15 protein-coding genes are annotated in these 23,401 nt (G+C 40.6%); 4 read left to right on the plus strand and 11 right to left on the minus strand.

Annotated elements, in window-relative coordinates:
• Window positions 1-164: 164 nt before the first annotated feature.
• From IPP86_07205 to IPP86_07245, 9 genes are all read right to left on the minus strand, one after another.
• The gene (locus IPP86_07205; GenBank protein MBL0138301.1) at window positions 165-2,477 is read right to left on the minus strand and encodes a glycosyltransferase; all 2,313 of its coding nucleotides are present in this window, start codon (window positions 2,475-2,477) and stop codon (window positions 165-167) included.
• 15 nt (window positions 2,478-2,492) lie between these two features.
• Window positions 2,493-3,218 carry an acyltransferase gene (locus IPP86_07210; GenBank protein ID MBL0138302.1) on the minus strand — a complete coding sequence of 242 codons (726 nt, stop codon included), beginning with the start codon at window positions 3,216-3,218 and terminating at the stop codon, window positions 2,493-2,495.
• A gap of 14 nt (window positions 3,219-3,232) precedes the next feature.
• Window positions 3,233-5,920 carry a hypothetical protein gene (locus IPP86_07215; protein ID MBL0138303.1) on the minus strand — a complete coding sequence of 896 codons (2,688 nt, stop codon included), beginning with the start codon at window positions 5,918-5,920 and terminating at the stop codon, window positions 3,233-3,235.
• 131 nt (window positions 5,921-6,051) lie between these two features.
• Window positions 6,052-7,335, minus strand: a complete 1,284-nt coding sequence (locus IPP86_07220; protein ID MBL0138304.1) for an O-antigen ligase family protein — start codon at window positions 7,333-7,335, stop codon at window positions 6,052-6,054.
• Window positions 7,336-7,367: 32 nt separating this feature from the next.
• Window positions 7,368-8,486 (minus strand): glycosyltransferase, encoded by a 1,119-nt coding sequence (locus tag IPP86_07225; GenBank protein MBL0138305.1) that lies wholly within the window; start codon window positions 8,484-8,486, stop codon window positions 7,368-7,370.
• The gene (locus IPP86_07230) at window positions 8,477-9,742 is read right to left on the minus strand and encodes a lipopolysaccharide biosynthesis protein (GenBank protein MBL0138306.1); all 1,266 of its coding nucleotides are present in this window, start codon (window positions 9,740-9,742) and stop codon (window positions 8,477-8,479) included. The genes IPP86_07225 and IPP86_07230 overlap by 10 nt, the downstream gene beginning before the upstream one ends.
• A complete protein-coding gene (locus tag IPP86_07235) occupies window positions 9,739-12,060 on the minus strand; it encodes a polysaccharide biosynthesis tyrosine autokinase (protein MBL0138307.1) in 2,322 nt (773 codons plus the stop codon). Before IPP86_07235 ends, IPP86_07230 begins: the two co-directional genes overlap by 4 nt.
• 1 nt (window position 12,061) lies before the next feature.
• On the minus strand, window positions 12,062-12,820 hold the full coding sequence (locus tag IPP86_07240; GenBank protein MBL0138308.1) for a polysaccharide biosynthesis/export family protein: 759 nt from the start codon (window positions 12,818-12,820) through the stop codon (window positions 12,062-12,064).
• Window positions 12,821-12,831: 11 nt separating this feature from the next.
• Complete coding sequence (locus IPP86_07245) at window positions 12,832-13,320, minus strand: response regulator (GenBank protein ID MBL0138309.1); 489 nt, start codon at window positions 13,318-13,320, stop codon at window positions 12,832-12,834.
• A gap of 246 nt (window positions 13,321-13,566) precedes the next feature.
• Here IPP86_07245 and IPP86_07250 point away from each other — a divergent pair, with 246 nt between their 5' ends.
• Together IPP86_07250 and IPP86_07255 are read left to right on the plus strand one after the other, a co-directional pair.
• Complete coding sequence (locus IPP86_07250; protein MBL0138310.1) at window positions 13,567-14,694, plus strand: acyltransferase; 1,128 nt, start codon at window positions 13,567-13,569, stop codon at window positions 14,692-14,694.
• A gap of 1,025 nt (window positions 14,695-15,719) precedes the next feature.
• Window positions 15,720-17,345, plus strand: coding sequence for a hypothetical protein (locus IPP86_07255; GenBank protein ID MBL0138311.1), 1,626 nt, complete (start codon window positions 15,720-15,722; stop codon window positions 17,343-17,345).
• A gap of 119 nt (window positions 17,346-17,464) precedes the next feature.
• Here IPP86_07255 and IPP86_07260 read toward each other — a convergent pair whose 3' ends face one another.
• Together IPP86_07260 and IPP86_07265 are read right to left on the minus strand one after the other, a co-directional pair.
• Window positions 17,465-20,254: a TonB-dependent receptor gene (locus IPP86_07260; protein MBL0138312.1), complete on the minus strand. Its 2,790-nt coding sequence runs from the start codon at window positions 20,252-20,254 to the stop codon at window positions 17,465-17,467.
• A gap of 58 nt (window positions 20,255-20,312) precedes the next feature.
• Window positions 20,313-21,062 (minus strand): GLPGLI family protein, encoded by a 750-nt coding sequence (locus tag IPP86_07265; protein ID MBL0138313.1) that lies wholly within the window; start codon window positions 21,060-21,062, stop codon window positions 20,313-20,315.
• A gap of 87 nt (window positions 21,063-21,149) precedes the next feature.
• Between IPP86_07265 and IPP86_07270 the strand changes: the two genes are divergently transcribed.
• Complete coding sequence (locus IPP86_07270; GenBank protein MBL0138314.1) at window positions 21,150-22,706, plus strand: HAMP domain-containing histidine kinase; 1,557 nt, start codon at window positions 21,150-21,152, stop codon at window positions 22,704-22,706.
• Entirely contained in the window at window positions 22,703-23,401 is a 699-nt protein-coding gene (locus tag IPP86_07275; GenBank protein MBL0138315.1) for a response regulator transcription factor, read from the plus strand. Before IPP86_07270 ends, IPP86_07275 begins: the two co-directional genes overlap by 4 nt.

The raw sequence follows: 23,401 nt of genomic DNA on the forward strand, positions 1-23,401 counted from the left end.
AGTACAAGTCAATTTTTACTATTAATCTGTTTTTAATTAAAAAACGAAACAAGTTCCAAAAAAATGTAAATTCAAGTACACTCTTTCCCATTACTGGAAAAAGAATCATTTTGGAAAAAAGAAATCGAGTAATGTTTGCTTACAAATTTGCTCGAATAATTCATTCAGGATGATAATACCTCATCCAATTGCCGATGCATGGAATCAATACTGAAAAATTCAGCTTTCCTTCTCGCCTGAGTAGACAACCTCAGACATTCTCCACGGTTCATTGCCAGATAAAGGATGGTCTCGGTTATCTTGTCAAGATCGTTCACGTTAATCCTGTAACCGTTTTCGCCATCATCAACAATTTCCCTTGGGCCGCCAATATTCGGAACCAGTTCGGGAATTCCATAACTCATGGCTTCCAGGATTGTCATTCCGAAAGTTTCTATCCATTTATCAGGATGCGATAAATTCAGTACCAACGATGCCCGCTCATAAAAGGGGTGAACATTTTTTTGTTTTGGAAAAAGAAAAAGATTCGGAGGCAATTCCTGTCCGGCAAAAAAACTATCGATTTCATTCTTTTCAGAATTGAGTACGAGTTCGAATTTTACCAAATGTAAACGACGCGCCAACGTTACAAATTCATTTACTCCCTTGTATTCCTTCATGGAACACAACATCAGCACTGTGAACGGCTTTTCAGCACTTACTTCATAATGATGTGCTCTCCCGCGATGACGAAACTCATCGCTCAATGCGTTATACACAACATGCATTTCCGGTCCATTCACAGGTTCTTTCTCCTGAAGGAATCTGGAAACATAAACGACATGAGACGCTGTCCATTGTACCACTTTCTTCAGAAACCACTTCAATACCGGTGGATTCATTGATGTTTCGTGCAAATGGTAAATTACACGAACACCTCTGATCTTTGCGGCTACGGCGGCACCAAAAGGAAGCAGAGTGTTCACATAAACAGTATCTCTTTTCCTTAACCTGAACAATAACAAACCGCACAAATGCAGCTGGCTGGCACTAAGCGCCAGTAATCGTTTCCACTTATTCTCCCGGAAGCGATACCAGAATTTATTTTCCTTAACACCCAAACCGGAAAGAAAACCATCCTGTGTTGCGGAAGATGTATACAACTCAACATTTTTTCCATTCTGAACAAAACCACGAATCGCGTTGGCAAGCACAAGCGGACTTCCGCTGAAATCGTTCAACAAATGAACACAGATTAATCGTTCTCGCTGTGGTAGGGTTGAATAAACATTCTGAAGCAATTTTCCTTTTACATTCCATTCGTATTTCTCACGGAAGGTAAGTGAGGCAGAAAGGCTCAGATTTCGCAGCAGTTCACGATCCGAATGAACGCGCATCAATTGATTTGCAAAATCATTTATCGATTGGGAATACGTACTGTATTTTACTTTCAGTCCGCTTCCAATATTTACAAATTCACCTGGACCGCAATTGTCAAAACAGATTACCGGCAAACCGTGAGACATCGCCTCAGCAACCACCATTCCCGCTCCTTCGTGTGATGGAAACAGAAATACATCGCTTTGATTGTACAAAGACTTCAATTCCGAACGCTGAATCCAGTGTATAAAAGTAACAGCATGTTCCACCTGCAAATCCTTCGTGAGCTTTTTCAAAGCATTGGCAGCCGGACCATCGCCTACAAGAGTCAGGTGAACTCCCTCTTTTTCTTTTTCATTCAGCTCATGGTAAAATTTCGCGAAGGATCGAATCGTAATATCAAAACCTTTCAGCCATACAAATCTTCCAACAGAAATGATTCGCAATCCTGAATCCTGAATTTTTGTTTGTTCAGGAGTTGCCTCTGAAGCTACAGAGGAACAGATTACCATTTTCTTTGTATCAAATTTTAAATGATCCGCTACAGCGGTGTTCATACACAAAATGATATCAGCTTTCCTTGCTGAAATTTTCAGGAATGGGTCAAATTTCCAGAACGCCAGTTTCAAAACCCAACGAAATCTATCCGCTACATAAGACTTCCATCCATACACCGGCAGAATGTATTCCTTTGGAACTTTTGGATGATGCCCTACCGGACCCCACACCAGGGGCTTTTTAAAAACCCACAGAAAGGTTGGGGTCCAGTCATTGTGAAAATTCAGGTTATGCGCGATATCAAATTCAACTTTTTGTCTTTTTACAAATACCGGCAAAAACAATTGCCACATGTAATAATAAATCATCGACAACAATGGACCTTTTTTCCAGAAGCGTGTCCATTTTGGAAGATCATAATACAGGAAGCGAATATTCTCAGCTTCAGCTACAGAATGTTCGCGCAAATATTTCTCTATTGATTCACGGTTATTTTTCCTGGTAACAGCAATTACCTTATTAAAGCGTGCGATCTGGCACACATAGTTCCAGCCCATTCCATCTTCTGAACCTTTGTAAGGGTTCACCGCGTAAGCTGTTGCAAGAATTGTCTTTTTCATTTGAATAAAAAAATATCAGGAAGCTAAACTTTGAATATTTAATACAGACTCTTTGTCCCTTGTTTTAATAACCCGTGCCGGAACTCCCGCGATTACAGAATTTGCAGGCATGTCACGATTCACAACTGCTCCGGCCGCGATCACACAATTGTCGCCAATGGTAACGCCATCGAGAATTGTTACCTTCGAACCTATCCAGCAATTTTTACCAATCACAATTCCTTTGCGCGTTACACCTTGTTCGCGAATCAATAATTCAGGATTATCATAATTGTGGTTTTCGGGATGACAGGAAAAATATTGTCCAACGATACAATCGTCGCCAATTTCCAATCCTCCTCCTCCACCGAGATAGGCGAATTCTCCAATACCAACATTTTCTCCGAGATGAATATGACTGCCGAGATTATTGAAAGAGGTTGAAATGATCACTCTGCTGAATGCACCTATTCCGCTGTTTTTTCCAATGACCAGGCGTCCTTTACCTGTCGCGTTTAAGGTAGTGTGATCACCGATTTTCACAAATTGTCCGATGCTCATGTTTGAAGTATAAAAAAAACGTACACCTCTCCCGAGTGCTATGCCTTTCGCGTATTTTCCATAAACGAGGAGCTTTGTTCCTCTCAGGAGTTGAACCAGAAAGGAAGTAAAAAAGGAAAGCAACAATCCGCTGCGAACTTCCCTGTCAAAAGAGAAGTTGGGGTTACGCAAGCGGATTAGTTGTTCCATCACCTGTTTCATGTAGGTATATCTTTTTAAGCGGCTCTTACAATCGCGGATTCAATAACACGCAGGGTTTCCTGCTTATCGGTATTTTCAACAGGAACATACATCGCATCCTTTGAACGCATCGACAATCGTTCAAAAAGTTCACGGTAATTCTCTGTAAGCTCATGAATCGTTTGAGCATCCAGCTCCTGTTTTCTTTTCAGAATATCTTCAACCGGGGCAAACAACAGAATATTCACTTCCGGTTTAAATAAGAGTTTGTACAAGGATCGAGTGATTTTCGGGTTCATGTGTATATTTGAACGCTTTCCATCAACGATAAAATCAAAATAATACCTGTCGTACACCACAATAATACCGCGAAGATTATACCGGAAGTAGATATAAAATTGTCCGAATAAATAATCCGTATAGTAGTAGATAAATCGAAACAAGGATGATAAAGTACTTTTGTTAGTCCCGGTGCGTGGCAACTTGCTTACAGAGATCTCCTCCGCTTTTGCTTTACCGTGTTTCCATGCACTGAGAATGGGGAATAGGGATGGTCTGTGACGAACCACCACAACTTTTTTCCGGAATTTCTCCTGAAGCATTTGTTCTATTCCTGCAATGATGGTTGATTTTCCAGCGCCGTCAACACCTGTGAGCGTAATGACAAAACCCCGGCGGTTGATCAGATCACGTACAGTATCTATCGCATAACTCAGTGCCGACTGAATGCGACGAACAGTATTGTTAGCATGCAGGTTCCTGATGGCTGTCATTACCTGGTTTTGCATTGAAATTTTGTACTGAAATAAATCTTCCAGTCCATCACAACGCAACCCGAAGGAAGAGTGCACATGGTTTAATATTTGTCCGCGTACGACACTGTCCATCTGACTGTAATATCTGATGTATCGTTCAGGTACAGAAGAATGATTCAGCGTATAGAACAACCAGGTATATTCAAAACAAAAACGTTTTTCAGGCACACGAATGCCTTCCGCGTTTGTCGTCGCACTGCGCAGAATCTTACCTGCATCCAGATAATTCAACGCTTTTCTCTGAAAAGTATGAATCAGGTCGAGCGAAAGAAATGATTGATCCTCAAAAAACAATTCTACAGTGGTCATAAATGATTTCTTGTAGACATTTGTTTTGATCACCCCTGACTGTCTTTTTAATACAGTCAGAATTCCGGGTACTTCTTCTTTTGCAACCAGTAAATCAAGGTCAGAATATTCGGGAAGATCATCAATGCTGGCATGAATGTATTTCAGCAAAGCATACTTCCTGTTTTTAATTTGTCTGAAGAAATTGCGAATGCATGCACGACGCATACTGGTCGTGCTATTCACCGGCAAGGTTCTGCTCAATGCTTCATCCCATGCTTCCATCAGCCAGAATGCCTGCGGATGCAATTTTTCCTGTAACAAATAGATGTTGAGGTAATAACTGATGGTGGACATCAGGTACAACCTGTAATGCAATTCAGTATCAATATTAAAAATCCGGATCAATTCTTTTAGCGCAGGCTGATCAAAAGCTTTTCGGATTTCCGCTTCAATTTTTTCAATAGATGATTTGTTGATCATCACTTCGCGTTGAAAAATGAAGTGAATCACATCAAACAATACCGGTGCGTCCCGGCGTGCTAATTCCCAGTCGTATACGTACAGTTTTTTTTCTCCTGCATACATGTTCCATGGAGTAAAATCCCCGTGTGTCATACCAAGATGCACCGTTGCCGACATGTCTATACTTTTTTGCAACTGCCTGATTTTCTCCAGCAGATTCTCCGCAACAGGCAATGGGTTCTTTACAAGGTTTCCTTTTGCTAAATAGATATTCTGTAAAACCCTTTCCATGAACTCTGTCGAACGGACTTTGTCAACAGTCAGGTTTTTCAGATAGAGCTCCACAAGACAACCCGCGTGTAAATGGGTAAACTCAATGCTGCGTTGAATTTTTTCAGGTTTAATATTCTCAATCACTTCGGCGTCCATCTCCTCAACATGCAACACCTGAGGTGTTTCCATGCTTCTGAAACCGGAACTTTTCATGATGTTCAGCATTTGCTTTTCATTTCGAATCAGCAAACCGGAATGACTGCTAAAAGGGATCTTTATAAAATGTGTGGTGTTACCTTTTGTATTGATCTCAACAACGCATTTCCTGTTCACACCTATAGTTCCTGTAAAAATGGAATACTGATCGTGTTTTACCTGTTGGAGCAAATTATCCAAACGGGAAGGCTGGCGAGAATACAAACTGAACGAAAGTGACGCCGGCGCGGACCGCAATCCAAATCTGAAAGCCAGTTTTACCAGTGTCTGAAATATTCTACCCTTAATTGTGCCTGCATTGTATAAATTTAAAAACGTTGGCTTTTGCAAATCGCAAGGATAAATCCAGCGCAAAGTCTTGTCGGGATTGCAAACGCCATGAAAGGCATAATGATGAAATCCATGAATTGATTTTCCTTCACCTGAAATCAGAAATACCTGGTCAAACTTCCGGAGATCATTGATCTTATCGAGAAAACCCGAATCAGATACCAATAAAACCAGATGCCCGGAATCAGGTATCGATTCTTCCCGGTGAAAAACATGGATGGGAAACGGGCTGTTGTGGTCTATTCCTTTGTCATCGGAACAAACAAATACTTTTTTTCCCTCTCCTGAAAACAATCGAAGGAGAATGGACAAATCGGAATTCTGAAATCTGGACATGTGAGGTGATAAATTCGAGCCTCATTACCGTAAACCATGCCATGCAGAAAAGAATGGATTTCTGTTTAATTAATGCACTTTGAAAATTTCCTTTGTTGTAAAATGGGAACGAAATCCCAAAATTGGAATGATTAACCGGCAAATTTTTCTGAAAAACCGATCTTTTTACCGGTATTCATGATTACTCTTTCTCTTCGCGAAAGATTCTCGTTGTATTGCAAGACTCCGTAAAAGATCAGCAATTGATAAAAAAGAATACCATAATTGGTTTCCCCAAAGATCCCGAACTCAGTAAATGAATTGATCAGAATTGGAATAAACAAAGCGACAAAAAAACTTTTTTTCTCAATGTCTTTTGAACGAAGAAAAAACCGAATCGTGATTCCCAATTGCAATATAACAAGCAGAAAACCGACAATACCAAGATTCATCAACACCTGAATAAATGTATTGTGAGTCATCTGTCCGGCATAGGTGTGCACGCTCTGGAAATAATCTTTGTAAGCAATACGCATGTAACCATAACCGAACAAAGGTTCATTCGGCAAACCCTCTGTGAGCAAAGCTTTCCAGAAAGGCAGACGACCGGTCATGCTCAATACTTCATCGACATTTCCTTGCTTGATGATGATGGTACTCAATACAAATGGCATGGCTACTGCCATCGCGATCAGCACACCTGCTTTCAGTTTTTTGTTTTCGCTTCGGAGTGTGAAATAAAGTAGAATCAAGACAAACCCAATCATCGATGAACGGGAACCGGTAAGTACAAGCGCAACCAGAGCAATGCTCATCATGAATATGAGTAGGAACTTGCTTCGATTCTCCCTCAGCTCCAAAGCCACCATGGACGCGCCAATAACAGCAAGCATGCCGAGTTCATTCGGATTCATCAGGTATCCGCCAAGCCGGGCTTCTTCACCGCCATGTGTCAGTCGGTAAAAAATATCCGGTGCGACAATTACTCCAACTACAAAAATCAACAGAATAAAAAACACCGCATTTCCGAGCAAATAACTTAGCCGGATTGCACTCTCAGGCTGGTGTTTACGAATGAGTAGAAAGACAGCAATAAAATAATACGCGAAGAGAAAACTCTCCAGGTTCATCAACAATTGCAGAGCGGAATACCCTATATCTGTTGACCAGAAGAATGAAATGAATCCCAACACCAGGTAGGCTCCATAAAACAATGGAATGATGGAATTACTCCAGGACCAGCTGGCCAGCCAACCTTTGCTTTTCAGAGAAGTGTAAACTCCGAAGATGGCCAGGGTCATCCCTGTCCGAAAAATAATTTTCAGGATTCGTGTAATGGCGACATTCTCCGAAACGGTAAAATATCCTGCAATCTTGATCAGAAGGATCAGGATCAGGATATTAAACAGTTTTTGTAAAGAATTCGTTTTTTCCATGGACACCCTTGTGCAAGGACCTGTTTCTTAGATCAGGCTGCATAGGCATTGATGAGCTGACAGGCAATATTCTTCCAGTCAAACTCCGCCTGGATCATCTTACGTGCCTGATAGCGCTTCTGTTCCCATTTTCGTTCAGAAATTTCACGAACAGCGATTTCCATGGCGCGGCAAATGTCTCCAACCGTATTCGCCGGTAAGGCGATTCCGGATTGATACTCACGGATATAGGAGGCCATATTGGTTTCTTCGCTCACAATGCATGGCACCAGTAAGGCGGAAGCTTCAAGAACAGACATGGGCAGACCTTCATTCCGCGAAGGATGTAGAAAAACATCCATGTTCGCAATCGTGTTCAGTTTTTCTTCTCCGAAGGATGCTCCATAAAATGTAACCAGTGAATCTATCTTCAGATCGTGCGCGCGTTTTTCAAGAAAGGCTCTGTCTTCTCCATCACCTATCAACCACAACTCGCCTTGCTGCTTTTCCTCATGAACGAATTTGGCAAAAGCTTCAAGCATAAGATCCAGACCTTTGGTATAGGCTGTCAGCCGTCCACAGAATCCAAAAACCGTTCCCCTCTCTTTTGGGATGGGACGGAAATTGTATTTCAGCTCATTCAAATCCTGTCCGTTCGGAATCAGGATCTTATTTTTTCCGGGCAAAAGTTTTTCTACCGCTTCATATTCCGTCTTTCCAAGAAAATGAACAGCTTTTGCGGATGACACAACAAATTTTTCAAACAAAGGAAAATACAGACTCTTGATAAAATGATTCTTCTGCATCGCGATCATGTTGTAACTGCCATGTGGAGTAAATACAAACTCATGACCGGTGCTGTGGAGTATTCTCACCGCGTGGTAAAATTCCGGAATAAATCCGCCATGCAAATGAAATTTCGTTTCTACGGATGATTCACGGATCGCTTTCGCAAGCTGATGATCTATCCTGAACTTGTTGTTGTGCGACTGGAACAATCGTGTGCTGTATCTCCGGTCAGGGTAATCCCCGTCCGGTGTTGGAGTGATGCCCCAGACTTGCACATAATGTCCAAGCATCGATTGATGTGTAGCCAGCTGATGAACGACTTTGTTTACACCGTTCATGCGTTGTGGATTCGCTTTTCCTAAGATGAGATGAACTATTTCCATACTGTAACAAGTTCTGTTTTTAATGAATACAGGTACCATAACTGCACGATCACCTGTGTAAGAATCAGGCCCGCGAAAACTCCCGCCATTCCGAAAGAACTCACCATTGGCGCTGCAAGGAGCAAACTAAATCCTGCACTGAGTAAATAGGAGATAAAAATGTCACGATTTTTTTCTACTGTACGAATGAAAAACCTGAGTAACAAACCGGTGAATACAAACAAGTACAACAAAGCAAAACCAAAAAGAACATTTTCATATTTGATATAATCTTTTCCATATAAAAAATCAATAATCTGTCGTGCAAAGACAACTATCGACAAAATCAATGTAAACGTAATCGCTCCGGCCATAAACATCACCTGACGCAAATAAGCGTAAAGATTTTTTAATCCTTTGTCATGATAAATTTTTGAAGCATTGGATGGAATAAAATTTTCCATGGCCAGAAAAAGAATATTCAATACGCCAATGATATTTTGTGCCATTCGGATCGCTCCTACAGATACAGGACCCAGAATTCCTCCGGCGGTCACAATAAAAAAGTTTCCGGAAAACCACTGCAGAAGCGACGTTCCTATAAGCCAGCCTGAATAATTCCAGGTTTCAACCAGATGAGTACCAAATTCTCTGAAATGCCACTGCAGACTTTTTGTTTTTAGCAAACCATAAGTTGACGAAATGCTGTTCGATAAGGCGATGATGATGATGGCACGTTGCAAATTGAGCTGATGCATATAGGCCACAACCAGTAAACCCAGAATTTGTGTGCTGTATGATATCAGATCGAGGACCAAAGCGGTACGACTTCTTCCTTCGACAAAAAATAATTTTCTGAAGTATTCATTCATCAGGTATGTCAACACCGCCAAAGGCATAATGATTTCTACGGAACGAAGTTCCAGTGAATCAAAAAACATCAACTCGGAAAACCGGCAAAACAAATACGTTATCAAAGCCACCAGCAATGCAAAGAGCAATTGCTGAAGAAACATCATGTTAAGGAAGGAGTCCTTTTCTTCTTTGGTCTTCTTAGGAAGCAAAGTTTGCATTGGTGCGATAATAAATGCCTGCTGAATACTCGCGAAAAACAACACTACCAGCCAGGTCATAGCAAAGACACCATAACTGCTCAATCCCAGAAAACGAGCAAGCAATACACCGGTAACAAAACCGGCTCCGCTCACCACGGCCTGATCGATCAATGCGATGGGTGCCTGGCGATTAGTAAAATAGATACTTTTCAGTTTTTTCACTTCCAATAGTGGTTAACATAGTGTGAAACACGGGCCTTCCACCCTTTGGCTTTGTATTGATACGAATACTTTGTACCTGTGAGATCTCCGTTGAAATTTGTCGCTTTGTGTAAACCGTTCAGCACGGTGTACATATTTTCAATTTTGTAATCCTGTTTCAGCATTTCCGAATAAGTGAGCAAATGCGATGAGGTATATTCTGAACGGACGACGTACAAATTTAAATCTGAAATTTTCATCAGCGCTAGCGCGTCAATCGCGTTGGCTGTCGCTGAAGTATCCAGAATGATAATATCACCGTAAGCATACAACCCTTCGATTTTTTCCTTCAGCTGAGGCTGACTAAACAACAATGTACTGTCGCTGCGATCCTGTCCGGCTCCGGCAAGTAAAAGAGAGTGTGTGCCTGAGTTCTGAATGATTTTATCCAATGTCACCTCCCCACGCAAATACTCACTCATTCCCGGAATCTGACGAATCGATTCATTGGTATGAACTGAAGCGTGATGCAGATTCAAATCGGCGATAACCACTTTCCATCCGCTTCTTGCAAGCGCGGAAGCAAGATGTTTTGCAATAAATGTTTTCCCTTCTCCCTGTATAGACGAAGTAATGGTTACGATTTTCTTACCATTGATCAATCCATGTAAAATAAGATTGGTCGCCAGATCTGAAAAAGAATTGTTTCCTTCCTGAACAGGACTATCGCCCATTTCCCGGATCACTCCCGCAACAGGTGAACTTGTCATCTTTTCAACCATTTCCTTGTCTTCAATCTTACCACGTGCATAACGACGCAGGTATACAAACAAAACTCCGCACAATAATCCGGTGACCCCGGCGAGGATTAATAAAAATCCTCGCTTAGGGTAGACCGGTGTCGTGGGAACCGACGCGTATTGTATGATCCTGTGAAAAGAGATCGTTGCTGCTTCCGCGATGGAAGCTTCTGTTCTTTTCTCCAGGAGGAATTGGTAAACTTTTTGATTCAGCTGGAAATTTCTTTCCAGGATAATCATGTTCTTTTCTTTCGTTGGAAGATTGTCAAACTCGTGATCCGCTGTTTCTACTGCCGCATCCATTTCCGCTCTTTTCGCACGGATACTTTGCTTTGCATTCAGAATAGCTTCACGACTATATTTTACGACATCATCGATTTTTCCGTCAATGAGTTTTACTTTTTCATGATCAGGCGTGTATCGTGTGAGCAATTCCCTGCGTTCCTGCTGGTAGGATTTCAGGTTTTTTATCATGTCGGCGAACAACGGATCCGAGATCGCATCGAATGCAGGTCCGGCTTCGTTAAAATCTTTACGGTTGTCGACATAATTCTGCAACTGATCCAATGTCGCCGCTTCCATATCCAGATTCGTTTGCTCCACTTTCAATTGCGAAAGCTTACGTAAACCGGTTTCCGTTTCCTGGGAAGTATTGATGATCTTGTATTTCAAACGATATTCTTCCAGCTTCAATTCCGATTCTTTCAATTCTCGTCCGATTTGATCAAGACGATCATCGATGAACTGCACAGTTTTCGCCGCTGCTTCCGATTTACTTTCGATATAATCACTGATATAAGCCGCTGCAAGAGCATTGGCGAAGTCGGCGGATTTTTGCGGAACTTCACACGCGTAGGAAATACGAAGGATCGGAATATCACGATCCAGCGCTTTTACATCGAGCCTGTCACCAATCACGGTATTTACAAGCGCCTCGTCAGAATGAATAATAAATTCGTAATCATCAACCAGCGCGAAAGAAGGCGTGCTTTGAATCAGTGAATCATTTCGTTCTATTCTGAATGCCGCAACTTTGGTGATCAGCATGTCTCCGAAATTTCCGGTCGTATCAACTTCCTGCCGGCCTGCACTCACTTTCAAATGGAAAGTGGAATCGTTCAGCACTGTAAGTTGTACTGTTTTATCAAATAAAGCACTGTCCTTAAGGATGTAATGAATCTTAAACGGAGAAGATTTATACAATTCGCGTTTACGGATATCACCTATTCTATATACAGAAATCCTGAAATCCAGATTTCGGAAAGCTTTCTTTACCAATACCTGGCTCTGAATGACTTTTTCTTCCGTTGCGATTTTTCCTGATGAAGAAAATACGTCGAAGTCCTTGTAAAGATTATTCTCCGATACTCCATTGTTCTTTTCATCGAGCTTCAGCATCGCTGTACTCTCATACTTTGGTGTCGCGTAATACAAGATCCGCGAAGCGAATAGAATCGCGATCACCAGGAACAAGGCGATCACCGGCAAACCTTTGATAGCCGGCAAGAGAAATTTTTTGAGTTGCTGCTTGTCGCCCATCTTATTTCACAAGTGTTAAAAAGATGGCCACGCTGGATAAAATAGCAGCGAGTGGTACAAGTGTACCGGATTCTCTTTGCAGAGATTTTCTTTTAAATGGAGGCAGGTAAACGATGTCGCCCGACTGCAACCAGATATTTTCTTTTTCTATAGTGCTGAGACGGGTAAGGTCAAGACTGTATTCCTTTTTCGTTTCGTCTTTCCCTCTGATGATTTTCAGAATTCGTGCATCCGCGTAATATTCCGGTCCGCCCGCACGGCCGAGAATTTCTACCAGGTTGGTATACTCCTTTTCCAGTTGGAGTGTACCCGGTGATTTTACTTCTCCAAGTACTGTCACCTCACGATTCAGCACTTTGAGAACAATCACCGGGTTCACGATCAACCGGGAATAAATTGTAGTTAAGGTTTCTGTCGCTTCCGAAATGGTAAGTCCGCCAAGTTTTACTGCTCCGATTTTCGGAAGCATCACTTGTCCGACACTGTTAACCATCACCCATTTACCATAGATTTCATTGGAATTGTAAATTCCAAAGACAGAACCGATACTGAGTTCTTCATGGTCCCAGATACTCAGCGTGATTTTATCATCCGGCTGAATAAGCTGTGCCTGTTTTGAAAATACATCCGACAATGCGGCATTACTGCCTTCATCTCCGACGAACAAACGTTGTGTATGACATCCACTTAAAACAATAAGTACTGTCAGTAAACAAAGCTGTTGAATTTTTTTTCCGATTTTTGATCCGTTGGTTCCCACACCTTTTTGGATTAATGACCGGAGGAAAACAGCGCTCCTATCGTACCCGATAGCATCGCGTTTAGTCCAATCTTGTTCATAAACTTTTTCTTAATTCCTGTTCCATGCGTCAACTCTACTTCTTTATCAAGTACTGTTAATCGTTCTATAATACTGAGAAGTCGTCCAAATGAATCCTGATTCTTCTCCACATAATCAAAGGCTCCGTATTTCAATGTGCTCACTGCATTGCTGATATATTCCTGTCCGCTCAGCATGATCACATGAATATCCGGATTCAACATTTTTATTTCCCGCAATACATCCAATCCGGTTGTATCATCAAATTGAAAATCCAGGATAACGAGATAAGGCTCTTCCGTGAGGCTGTTCATGAAATCCAAAGGCTCATGAAAAGTCTTCACATCCGTGAATCCATTCATCTCCAGTTCGTATTCAACAAGTGATGCGAAGTGGCGATCATCATCGACGATCACAATAGATTTAGCTTTATTGGACATATCCCGCTTATTTTCGCGGCCGTGCTTGCCAAAGTCGGACCAGCTCAGAATATGTCATTTTTTACACTAAAAAGGCTGATTTCGCTTTTCTGATTTTCCCGTTTTGGGAGAAATTTCCGTTGGCGGGAGCTGACATGAAACCATGAATTCATATTCAAGCACTGAAAATGATGGAAAGCAATTGGTCTATTCCCTGCAGAACTTGGTATTATTTTATTTCTTTGCATCAAAGGCATTCAAATTATTTTGGAAAACAATTCAATCCTTTCATACAACAGGCAAATAGACGGACTCCGATTCTACGCGGTCTTTGGTGTTTTAATTTGTCATTTTATTCATTTCGAAAATACTTACCTGAATCGCCTTCCATTCGGACAAGGTGTCGATTTGTTTTTTGTCATCAGCGGCTATCTGATCACAAAAATCCTGCTCATCAATAAAGAAAAAATACTTTCAGGCGATACAAAAACCAAAAGCGTACTGAAATCATTTTATTTCAGAAGGTCAATAAGAATTTTCCCAATCTATTATCTGACCATCTTCTATCTCCTGCTGATCAATTTTCAAAACACAAAAGATATCTGGGTCTGGCTGATCACCTATACAACCAATATTTACGTCTCCATCGACAGCCATCCTTACATCGGTTCCTTCAATCATCTCTGGTCACTGGCAGTAGAAGAACAATTCTACCTTATCTGGCCATTCCTGATTTTATTCAGTCCGAAAAAACACATCGAAAAAATTATTATCGGCATTGTACTCCTTTCTGTGATTTTCAAAGTCTGGTATTATCAATACCTTGGCTATTCTACTGCCATCAATGCGCTCACCATCAGTTGCGCGGACTCACTTGGACTTGGCGCGTTGCTCGCCTATTGGAGTCTGTATAAAGAATCCATTCTGAACCGCATCAATAAATACAAATTTATCATTCCGCTTTCCTTCCTTCCGTTTCTCTATTTTATCATCTATCCGAGAGCCTATGATTTTGTAGTAGTAACCGGAAACAATTTCCTGTTTTCTCTTTTTGCATTTTTTATTGTGATGAAAGCCTCACAAATGAAATTTACTTCCCTGCCAAAAGTGCTGCTTGAAAATAGTTTTGTTGTTCACCTTGGAAAAATCAGCTATGGAATTTATCTCTATCATTTTTTTATGCCGGATTTTTATAATCAAGTGAAAGAACTGATCCCGAATTTGATCCCTGAAGGAGAGAACTTCCGGACCATTTTCCTTTTTATCACAGCCATTGGATTCGCCGAATGTTCATGGTATCTCGTTGAGAAACCCATCATGAAGCTGAAAGACAAATTCCAATACAGCAGGAATTCGTCGAAGGTCGCTGCTCCTGCATCAGCAACAATTAATTGATTTAATTCCGGCCTCGTGGTAGTTAAAAATAAACTGCCGATGCGTTCAGAATTTGGAGCGATACATTCCTCTTCGCATCCACCGCCCTTCCCGTGTTCCGCAAGCAGGAGCTTGCTTCACCCGGGGCTAGATAAATCATTACAAAAATCGAGACAGGTTTTTTTGCGTCTATCCTCCAACCTTCAATCACCACAATTGCTACCATGAGTAGGCTCCTCCGGAGCAGGAATGGGGAATTAAACTTGCATCTAATTAATTACTAAATACTACTCCGGAGGAGTCAAAGCATTGTAGCCAAAATTCCATCCCAAACATTCGGAGGATAGATAAACTCAACTGTGTCTATCCTCCAACATTCAATCACCACAATTGCTACAATGCGTAGGCTCCTCCGGAGCCAGGCGTGAAAAATTAAACCTGAGTCGAAATAGAGACTTAATGCAAATCCCCGAACAGTCTAAGCATTGTCGCATGGATTATGCAACATGACTCCGGAGGAGTCCAAGCATTGTAACCAAAATTCCATCCCAAACATTCGGAGGATAGATAAACTCAACTGTGTCTATCCTCCAACATTCATTCATCAAAATTGCTACAATGCGTTGGCTCCTCCGGAGCCAGGACGGGCAAACTAAAATGCTTACGCATTTTATGCAAAATATTTTTCCATATTTGAGTTTTTCATGCAACTAAATAATATGTACAATCTCTAAATTCCGGCTTCATTTTGCAATATTGCTACTTGTTGGATTTTCTACTCACTATTTTAAAAAATACTATTTCATACTTTTGGATGTATTTCAATAATACGATTCGGTCCGTAGAATCAACTCAGATATTAATTTATTAATCAGGATTTCTTCTCGAATTCATCGTCTTTTAGGCCTTTTACAATATTATTTGCAAAACAATTATATTTTCAATAATTATGACATGTTTTATACTCTTCGATATCTTTCATACTCATTGATCAGTATATCATTTTTCAGGGGTTTATCATTACACATACAATCAAATACATCATTATGAAAAACAATGTCTTCTTTGTTGTCTTATTACTTATTCTCGGAACTCGTGTTTACGCACAACCCAAAGTTTCAGCAAGTAAACCTTATCAAGTCATCGATTCCTACTGGAAAGACTACTACAGCAAAGGCGATGAAGCTATGGCCATTAAATTCGCGGATGATAAAATGATCATACAAAAATTCAATACAAAAAAACCGGAACTGCTCGCAACAAATTCATTTAACTATACCCCTGATGAAAATGGAATACAAATAAAAAAAGCAAGAATTGTATACATCACTGAATTTAATGATCGCTATTATTATTTCTATACCTCTGTCAATAAAGACAAAGAAGACTCTGAAAAAATGTACATGAGGGAAATTGACTTTGACAAAGGAGAACCGATTGGCAATGGTAAATTTCTTTATGAAGCCAACAACGTAGCAGGATTTAATACCGCATCAATGATGGGTATTCCTATGGGAACATCATTCGGAAATTACTTATTCCAAAAATCCTACAGTGGATCCCACCTGCTGATTCAATATAGTTTGAAACCAAAAATTAAAAGAGATGCCTTAAATAATGAAATCGTCGGCTTAAACATCTTTGATAAAGACCTGAAACCTGTCTGGAATCAGGAAATCACGATGCCGTACACTGAAAAAAAGATGAACATCATGGACTACACAGTTGATGCTGACGGTAATGCATATATACTAAGCCTCATTTATAACGACAATTCCACCAAAATTAAAAAAGGCGACGATCCAAATTTTCATATCGAATTATTGAAATACAAACCAAATACAACCACAGCTGAAATTATTCCACTCGAAATGCCTGGAAAATTTATTGGCAAACTCTGGATATATGGACTACCCGAAAATAAAATTCTTTGTGTCGGCTATTACAATTCCGGAAAAAACCTTGGCAATGCAGACGGAATCATTTCCTTCAAAATTGATAATTCAGGAAAAGTAATCGATACAAAGAGTTTTGAAATTCCAATGGAAATCTTGAATCAGAACGAAAGTAAAAAACAACAAAAACGAAACGAAAAAGACGAAACGAAAAGCAATGCCGAATTTGCAAATTTGAGATTAAATGAACTAATTGTAAGAGATGATGGAAGTTATGTCCTGGTAGGAGAACAAGCATATACCGTGACTACAGAATCGAATTTCAACGGACGTGTTTCAAGGACAACCAGATATTATTATAATGATATTCTCGTTACCAAACTAAGCAGTGACGGGAAATTAACCTGGATGAAAAAAATTCCAAAACTCCAGATGGGGTATAGCGGACTCGGGGGTTTAAGCTATAAAATATTAATGGGAAAGGATATGCACTATGTGATATTCCTCGATAATAAAGAAAATAATAAGTTACTTCCTAACCAGGTCCCCGAACAATTTACTGACGGCAAAGGAGGGTATTTGACCGCCTATAGTATTGATGATTCGCTCGGCATAACCAAGCGCCTTCCTATTTTAGATATCGAAGAATTTAACGGAATAGAATTATATCAATTTTCAAAAAATCGAATCCTGAAAGCCGGAGATGACGCATTTGTCTTTGAATGTTATAAAAAGAAAAAAGAAGACATTATGATCAGAGTTGTTTTAAAAAAATAAAGCAGAATAAAATCAAACAGTCAGATTGCAGATTTTTCAGAAAGGATCGCTTATAATTTTGATCACAATAAATCAGGGCATGAAATTTCATTTCATGCCCTGATTTATTACGTACTCATTTACCGCCCATTCACCTTTATATCGAAATTATCCTTCTTCTCAAATTTATTTAATCTGAATTTGAAAGTCAGCAGCACATATCTTCCAATGGTATTACTTTTTCTCTCCTGAAGAAAATTCAGTTCTGCGGTTCTTTCTATTCCCGTATTTCTGTTTAGCAAATCGAAACCCTCCAAAATTAAGGTGCCACGATTGGACTTAAACAGCTTCCTCGAAAGCGAAGCTTTGATCAAAGGGATTGTTTGTGATGCCGCAAATCCTTCCGCTTCATACTTTGTGAGATCAGCGGATGCCGTGAATTGCCATTTCGTTGTGATGGAATAATTCAGGTCAAGAAAAACCGACCATTGAAAATAATTACGGTTTATTTCAGAATTCAGGGAATACCGGGAGGAACGAAAAGAAACATTCCCTCCAATATTCGCATCGATCTTTTCTTTCTTACGGTTATCGAAACGCAAACTAAATGTGTGTTCCAGATTTGTTTGCGTATTGCTTACTCCGTTTACCCTGTTTGTTCCCTGGTTCCAGCTTTCATCCACACCTGCATGCAAAGCGATTCCCAATTTTCTTACAGGACGCGAATATTCAAATGAAACAGATGCCCTGTAATCGTCCGGTACATTGATCAGTGTTAAGGATTGACTCAAATCCGGATGCACTTCCCGTGACCAGTTAATTTTATTGTGCGTATAAGTGAAAAATAAATTCGAAAAAAATGAAGTAAAAGAAAACTGGTCAAATCTCAGCCAGTTCAGATGCAGGCGATGCCGGGTTTCAGGAACAAGTCTTTCGTTTCCCTCCATGCTTTGCAATCGATCCGAACGATCAATAACCGGAAGCAGTTGAGATATTCCCGGTGCTTCCATTTCAGATTCATAGCCCAAACCAAATCGTTTCCCTCCCTTCATGTCTTTTTCAAAAGACATGCCCGGTAAAAATGCGATGTAATTATCTCCTCTTTCCTCCAGCCCTATAATCCCCCTCTCGTGTTTTGACATTATTTCACTGAGAAAAAATTCTATTCTCGTTTTTTCACGACTCTGCTTCAGAGTGATTCCCGGACGAATCCATGTAAAACGACGCGAATACCGGGGACTCAGCGAATCAATCGCATTTTCAGTGTCCGCCTCAACGCCTTCCTTTCTGTCAAGATTTTCCTCTGTTCCTCCAACAATAACCTTTGGCTCAAGGTACCAGTCATTACCCAAATCACGTGTTACAAAACTTGTAGCACTTGCATTGTATCCGGAAGTTTCATCGGTTCGGAATTGACGGTATGAATTATCTGTGGGAGGATTCGTAAAGCTCAACAAACCATTTCGTGCCGACTCAATTCGTTTATTCCTCACCGAACCGTCAGCGGAAATTTTAAACAATCGCCAGGAACCTTTCCATGTTTTTAAATAACCGATGCTCGCTGAACCACTCAGCAGCCAAGATTTTTGAGCCTCAAAAGAAGTCATTGAGTTTTGGATAGTATTCTCATTCTGATTCACCTGGCTGATATAATCATCCTGTTTGCCATTACTGATACTCAATTTCCCGGATGCTCGAATGTTTTGTGTTGAATCAATTTTATTTCTCCAGCCAAAATTAAACCGATGTGCACGGTCACGCTCTGTTTCTTCCAGATTTTCATCAGTACTGAAATAGGATCCGTTCAGGAAATTCTGTGTATGTGTTTGTTCGAGCAACGACTTGTTTGCTCCATTCGCCAGGTAACTAAATGAAAATCGTTTGTCTTTTTTTGCTTCATGAGAAAAATTAAATCCAGCTCCGCCCGAAGCGATATTGCCATTCACCGCCTGACCAAAATTCAATGGAACATCCTCCTCACCAAGATTAATCCTGAATCCCTCACCATCTCCGCCTAGTCCGCCGTTGAAACTCATATAATCCTGAAATGAAAACCCAAACTGATTGATATTATTGAGCATTCCCAAAGCCGCAACCTGGTTTTCCCCACTGAACCGGTAAATTTTCCCTGAAGTCTGATAATGTTCATCCGTTCCTCCTCCCGCCTGCACCTCACCCAGCCACGCGTTTTTCTTATCATCTTTCAATTCAAGATTGATGGTTTTATTTCTCTCTCCGTCTTCTATTCCGGTCATCACCGACTGATCTGATTTTTCGTCGTAAACCTGAACTTTCTTTACGGCATCTGCCGGTAAATTGCGAGTAGCAATTTTCGGATCACTCGAAAAAAACTCTTTCCCGTCCACCAGTACATTTTTTACATCTTCTCCCTGAGCTTTGATATTTCCATTTCTGTCGACCTCAACTCCCGGAAGTTTTTTCAGCAAATCTTCTGTCGCCGCATCCGGAGCGGTTTTAAAAGCGGCTGCATCGTATTCAATAGTGTCCTTCTTCAATCGTATTGGAATTCTTTCCGCATTGATTTCAGCCGCTTTCAGATTGACTGTCCTGATCCGCAGTACAAATACCGGGTCTTGTTCCTGCTCGGCAACAGGAAAGTGTATTCTGCGATATATTGAATTGAAACCAACACTTGCTACTTGCAAAACATAATCGCCCGCGGCAATATTGCTCAATTCAAATGTTCCCTGCAAAGTGCTCACTGCAAAATAAGAGAGCGTACTGTCTCCCGGTTGTAGCAATGTGATAGTGACATAGGGCAGAGCACTTCCTGTTGTATCCACTACTCTGCCTTTCAATCCTGAATTCTCGGCAAATACTTTCTTTGCGCCTCCTGATAGTATCCATAGAATGAACACCAGTAGAAAGCGGACAATTACTTTCAATTTTTCTTTTTTGATTCTTCTCATCTCAATTATTTTCCTGAATCGGATCATTCCTCCTTAAAATAAATCTGTGCTTAACCGATCAGTGTTTAATTTTGATAATGACATTATTCCCTCCTCCATTCTCTTCCTGCATTTCCTTTTGTTTCTCCGCGACCATTTTCCGGAATTCAGGCTTGGTCATTTTCTTTCCTTCCTTTGGTTTCACTATCTGCTTTGCATCAACCGGACTTAAATCAACTTTCGTAGCAGTCATTACCTGGTCACCGCCATTTACTTCAACACTCAGAATCAATCCCGGAAGGTTACAATACCCATTCGGTCCGATGGATACCGGAATGGCTGAAGTAAACCATGCGATCGCTTTTTTATTGGTGTCTTGTAAAACAGCTTCCTGGCAAGGATAATCCAGAATTTTTTTCTCATTACCTGTCAGCTTCCATACCTGATCTTCAAAACCGGATGTGATCAAAAATTGTCTGGACATAAAGTCTCGTTGATCGTAAACTTTTTTTTCCTTTACATCCGTATACGAACAATCATCCGGCTCATCCATTTTGATGACAATCTTCCCTTCTCCACTTTCACTTTCCAGAGCTTTCTTTTTATCACCCGCCGGGTCCCTTTTATAAATGGAAGCCTCGGAGTTAAAAATTAATTCTTTTGTTGAGATTCTTTCCTTAGGCAAATTCCGGAGCATTTCGTTGTTGGCATCCGTATCATCAATCTGAATATTCAGTTTGAACTTCTCCTCATAACTCACCTTTCCGCTGGTTTGTGCTGAAGTATTTAATGCCAATGCAAGAGCCGTAATTATCAGAATGTTCTTCATGGTGTTTTTTTTTCAAAAGTACCATCAGATTTCCTACCTTGAGGTTAATCCTGTGTCAATTAAGGTTAATTAAGGTTAATCGCTTGAGTGAACGGGACAAGCGGTTTACATTTGTCTTTCAAACGAATTATCATCAGTATTTTCATGACCAAAAATCCACACAAAAACAAACTAACCCGGCTTGGCCTTTTGATGGCTATTGCCCAGGTAATGCTTTTTGTGTTGGTCGGAATATGGCTGAGAGGACAGTACCGTGAAGAACAAAATAATTTGAAGAATGAATTGTCTGAAAGCTTCATGAATGCCAGACAACAAGTACTGGATTCCATGCTGGTTAATGACTTTATTAATCCTTTACTTGCGAACAAAGAAGGATTTAAAATACACGTAGACTCAACGAATTCAATTCCGAGGCCAGGATCTGTCTTTGAACAAAAATTAAAAATCAGTTCCAACTTTGATAAATTTTCCCGTGACTCAATTATCACTGTCATCAGCGACAGCGATGGCACGCACAATAAAAACACGGTCACATTCATCCACAAAAGTGATTCGACAAAAGATTTTTTACTCAAAGGTGTCAAGTTGATTGTAAAAGAAGTTTCTACATCTGACGGCAACATTCATTCTATCGAACAATCTATTTATGCCAATGCGGATACTGCATTATTCAAAAATCTTGTACGTGAAGACTTTTTACGTAAACATTGGACCTTCAACACAAAATGGACTGCTGAAGGAGAATCCGATAGCAGCGGGCCAACTCTTCCGGGATCATTGCTGATAAAGATGACAGAATCGCCTTTGTCATATGGAATCATGGTCAGCGACTTCTCTGTTTATATTCTTAAAAAAATATCGCCGCAAATAGTGTTTGGTTTGATAATGGTAGCGGTCACAGGACTGGCATTTGTATTTTCTTACAAATCGTTGCGAAAACAATTTCTGCTAAACAAACTAAGGGCCGACTTCATCGATAACATATCACATGAACTCAAAACCCCTGTATCCACGGTGAAAGTTGTTGTTGAAGCTCTCCAGGATCCTGATATTCGTAAGCAGGATATAAAAACGACCGAATACCTCGACATGGCTTCCAGGGAAATTACACGACTGGAGTCACTCATTGCGAAAGTGCTGAATACTTCCCTGCTCGGAGAAGAGATCCAATCACTTGATGTGAAGGAACTAAATCTCAATGAGCTGATCAATGAGGTAATCACATCGTTTAAGATACATGCAACAGGTTCCAATGCAAAAATTACTTTCAGTTGCTCGGGTGAAAATTTTATTTACTCCGGCGACCCCGTGCATTTACAGGGCGCCATTCTGAATATTCTCGACAATGCAATAAAGTATTCAGGAGAAAATCCTATTGTATCCGTTCAGCTGGAACAAACAAATTCAGGCTTTTCAATTTACATCCGTGACAATGGCCCGGGAATCGAAGAAAAATACAAGGATAAGATTTTCGATAAATTTTATCGAGTTCCTATGGATGGCGGACATACGGTAAAAGGCCATGGACTTGGTCTCAGTTATACTGCTACGGTGATTCAACAACATGGCGGAACAATAACTGTTGAGAATATGAAAGAAGGCGGCACTTGTTTTCAGATCCATCTCCCGAAAGTCAGCAAATGAAAACGAAGATTCTATACGTAGAAGACGAGCCCTTCCTCGGAAAGGTTGTAAAAGAAACCCTTGAATTCCGGGGGTTTGATGTGATGTTACGGACCGACGGGAATGAGATGACTGATATTCTCAATTCCTTCTCACCTGATATTTGCGTTTTGGATGTGATGCTTCCCGGTACAGATGGGTTTACATTGGGAAAAAGTATCAGAGATCTCTATCCGCGAATCCCCATTATTTTCCTCACAGCAAAAAGTCAAACCGAAGACCTCATCAAGGGTTTTGAATCCGGAGGAACAGATTATATTAAGAAGCCATTCAGTGTAGAAGAATTGATGGTTAGAATCCAAAACCAGCTTCGTATCAATTCTCCCGGAACTTTGGTAAATGCAGTTCAGGATAAAATTAAATTAGGATCACTCGTATTTTTCCCGGGGAAATATGAATTGCATTCGGCGGACAAAGTGATTATACTCTCCAATCGCGAAGCACAAATACTCGACATCCTGGTTGCAGCGCAAAACCAGGTTGTCGACCGCAAAATTTTGCTTAAGAAAGTCTGGGGCGACGATTCCTTTTTCAACTCAAGAAATCTGGATGTATACATCCGTAAATTGCGGGAACATCTGAGTGCCGACCCTCAACTGAAAATTATCACCCTGAAAGGAACCGGTTACAACTTTATTGTTCCACCTAACAAATAA

This window comes from Bacteroidota bacterium (assembly GCA_016720935.1).
In the GTDB taxonomy this organism is placed as follows: domain Bacteria; phylum Bacteroidota; class Bacteroidia; order AKYH767-A; family 2013-40CM-41-45; genus JADKJP01.

Excerpts from the sequence above, each read along its gene's own strand:
- IPP86_07205 (MBL0138301.1), bottom strand. The coding sequence starts at position 2,477 with ATGAAAAAGACAATTCTTGCAACAGCTTACGCGGTGAACCCTTACAAA.
- IPP86_07210 (MBL0138302.1), bottom strand. The coding sequence starts at position 3,218 with ATGAAACAGGTGATGGAACAACTAATCCGCTTGCGTAACCCCAACTTC.
- IPP86_07215 (MBL0138303.1), bottom strand. The coding sequence starts at position 5,920 with ATGTCCAGATTTCAGAATTCCGATTTGTCCATTCTCCTTCGATTGTTT.
- IPP86_07220 (MBL0138304.1), bottom strand. The coding sequence starts at position 7,335 with ATGGAAAAAACGAATTCTTTACAAAAACTGTTTAATATCCTGATCCTG.
- IPP86_07225 (MBL0138305.1), bottom strand. The coding sequence starts at position 8,486 with ATGGAAATAGTTCATCTCATCTTAGGAAAAGCGAATCCACAACGCATG.
- IPP86_07235 (MBL0138307.1), bottom strand. The coding sequence starts at position 12,060 with ATGGGCGACAAGCAGCAACTCAAAAAATTTCTCTTGCCGGCTATCAAA.
- IPP86_07245 (MBL0138309.1), bottom strand. The coding sequence starts at position 13,320 with ATGTCCAATAAAGCTAAATCTATTGTGATCGTCGATGATGATCGCCAC.
- IPP86_07255 (MBL0138311.1), top strand. The coding sequence starts at position 15,720 with ATGAAAAACAATGTCTTCTTTGTTGTCTTATTACTTATTCTCGGAACT.
- IPP86_07260 (MBL0138312.1), bottom strand. The coding sequence starts at position 20,254 with ATGAGAAGAATCAAAAAAGAAAAATTGAAAGTAATTGTCCGCTTTCTA.
- IPP86_07265 (MBL0138313.1), bottom strand. The coding sequence starts at position 21,062 with ATGAAGAACATTCTGATAATTACGGCTCTTGCATTGGCATTAAATACT.
- IPP86_07275 (MBL0138315.1), top strand. The coding sequence starts at position 22,703 with ATGAAAACGAAGATTCTATACGTAGAAGACGAGCCCTTCCTCGGAAAG.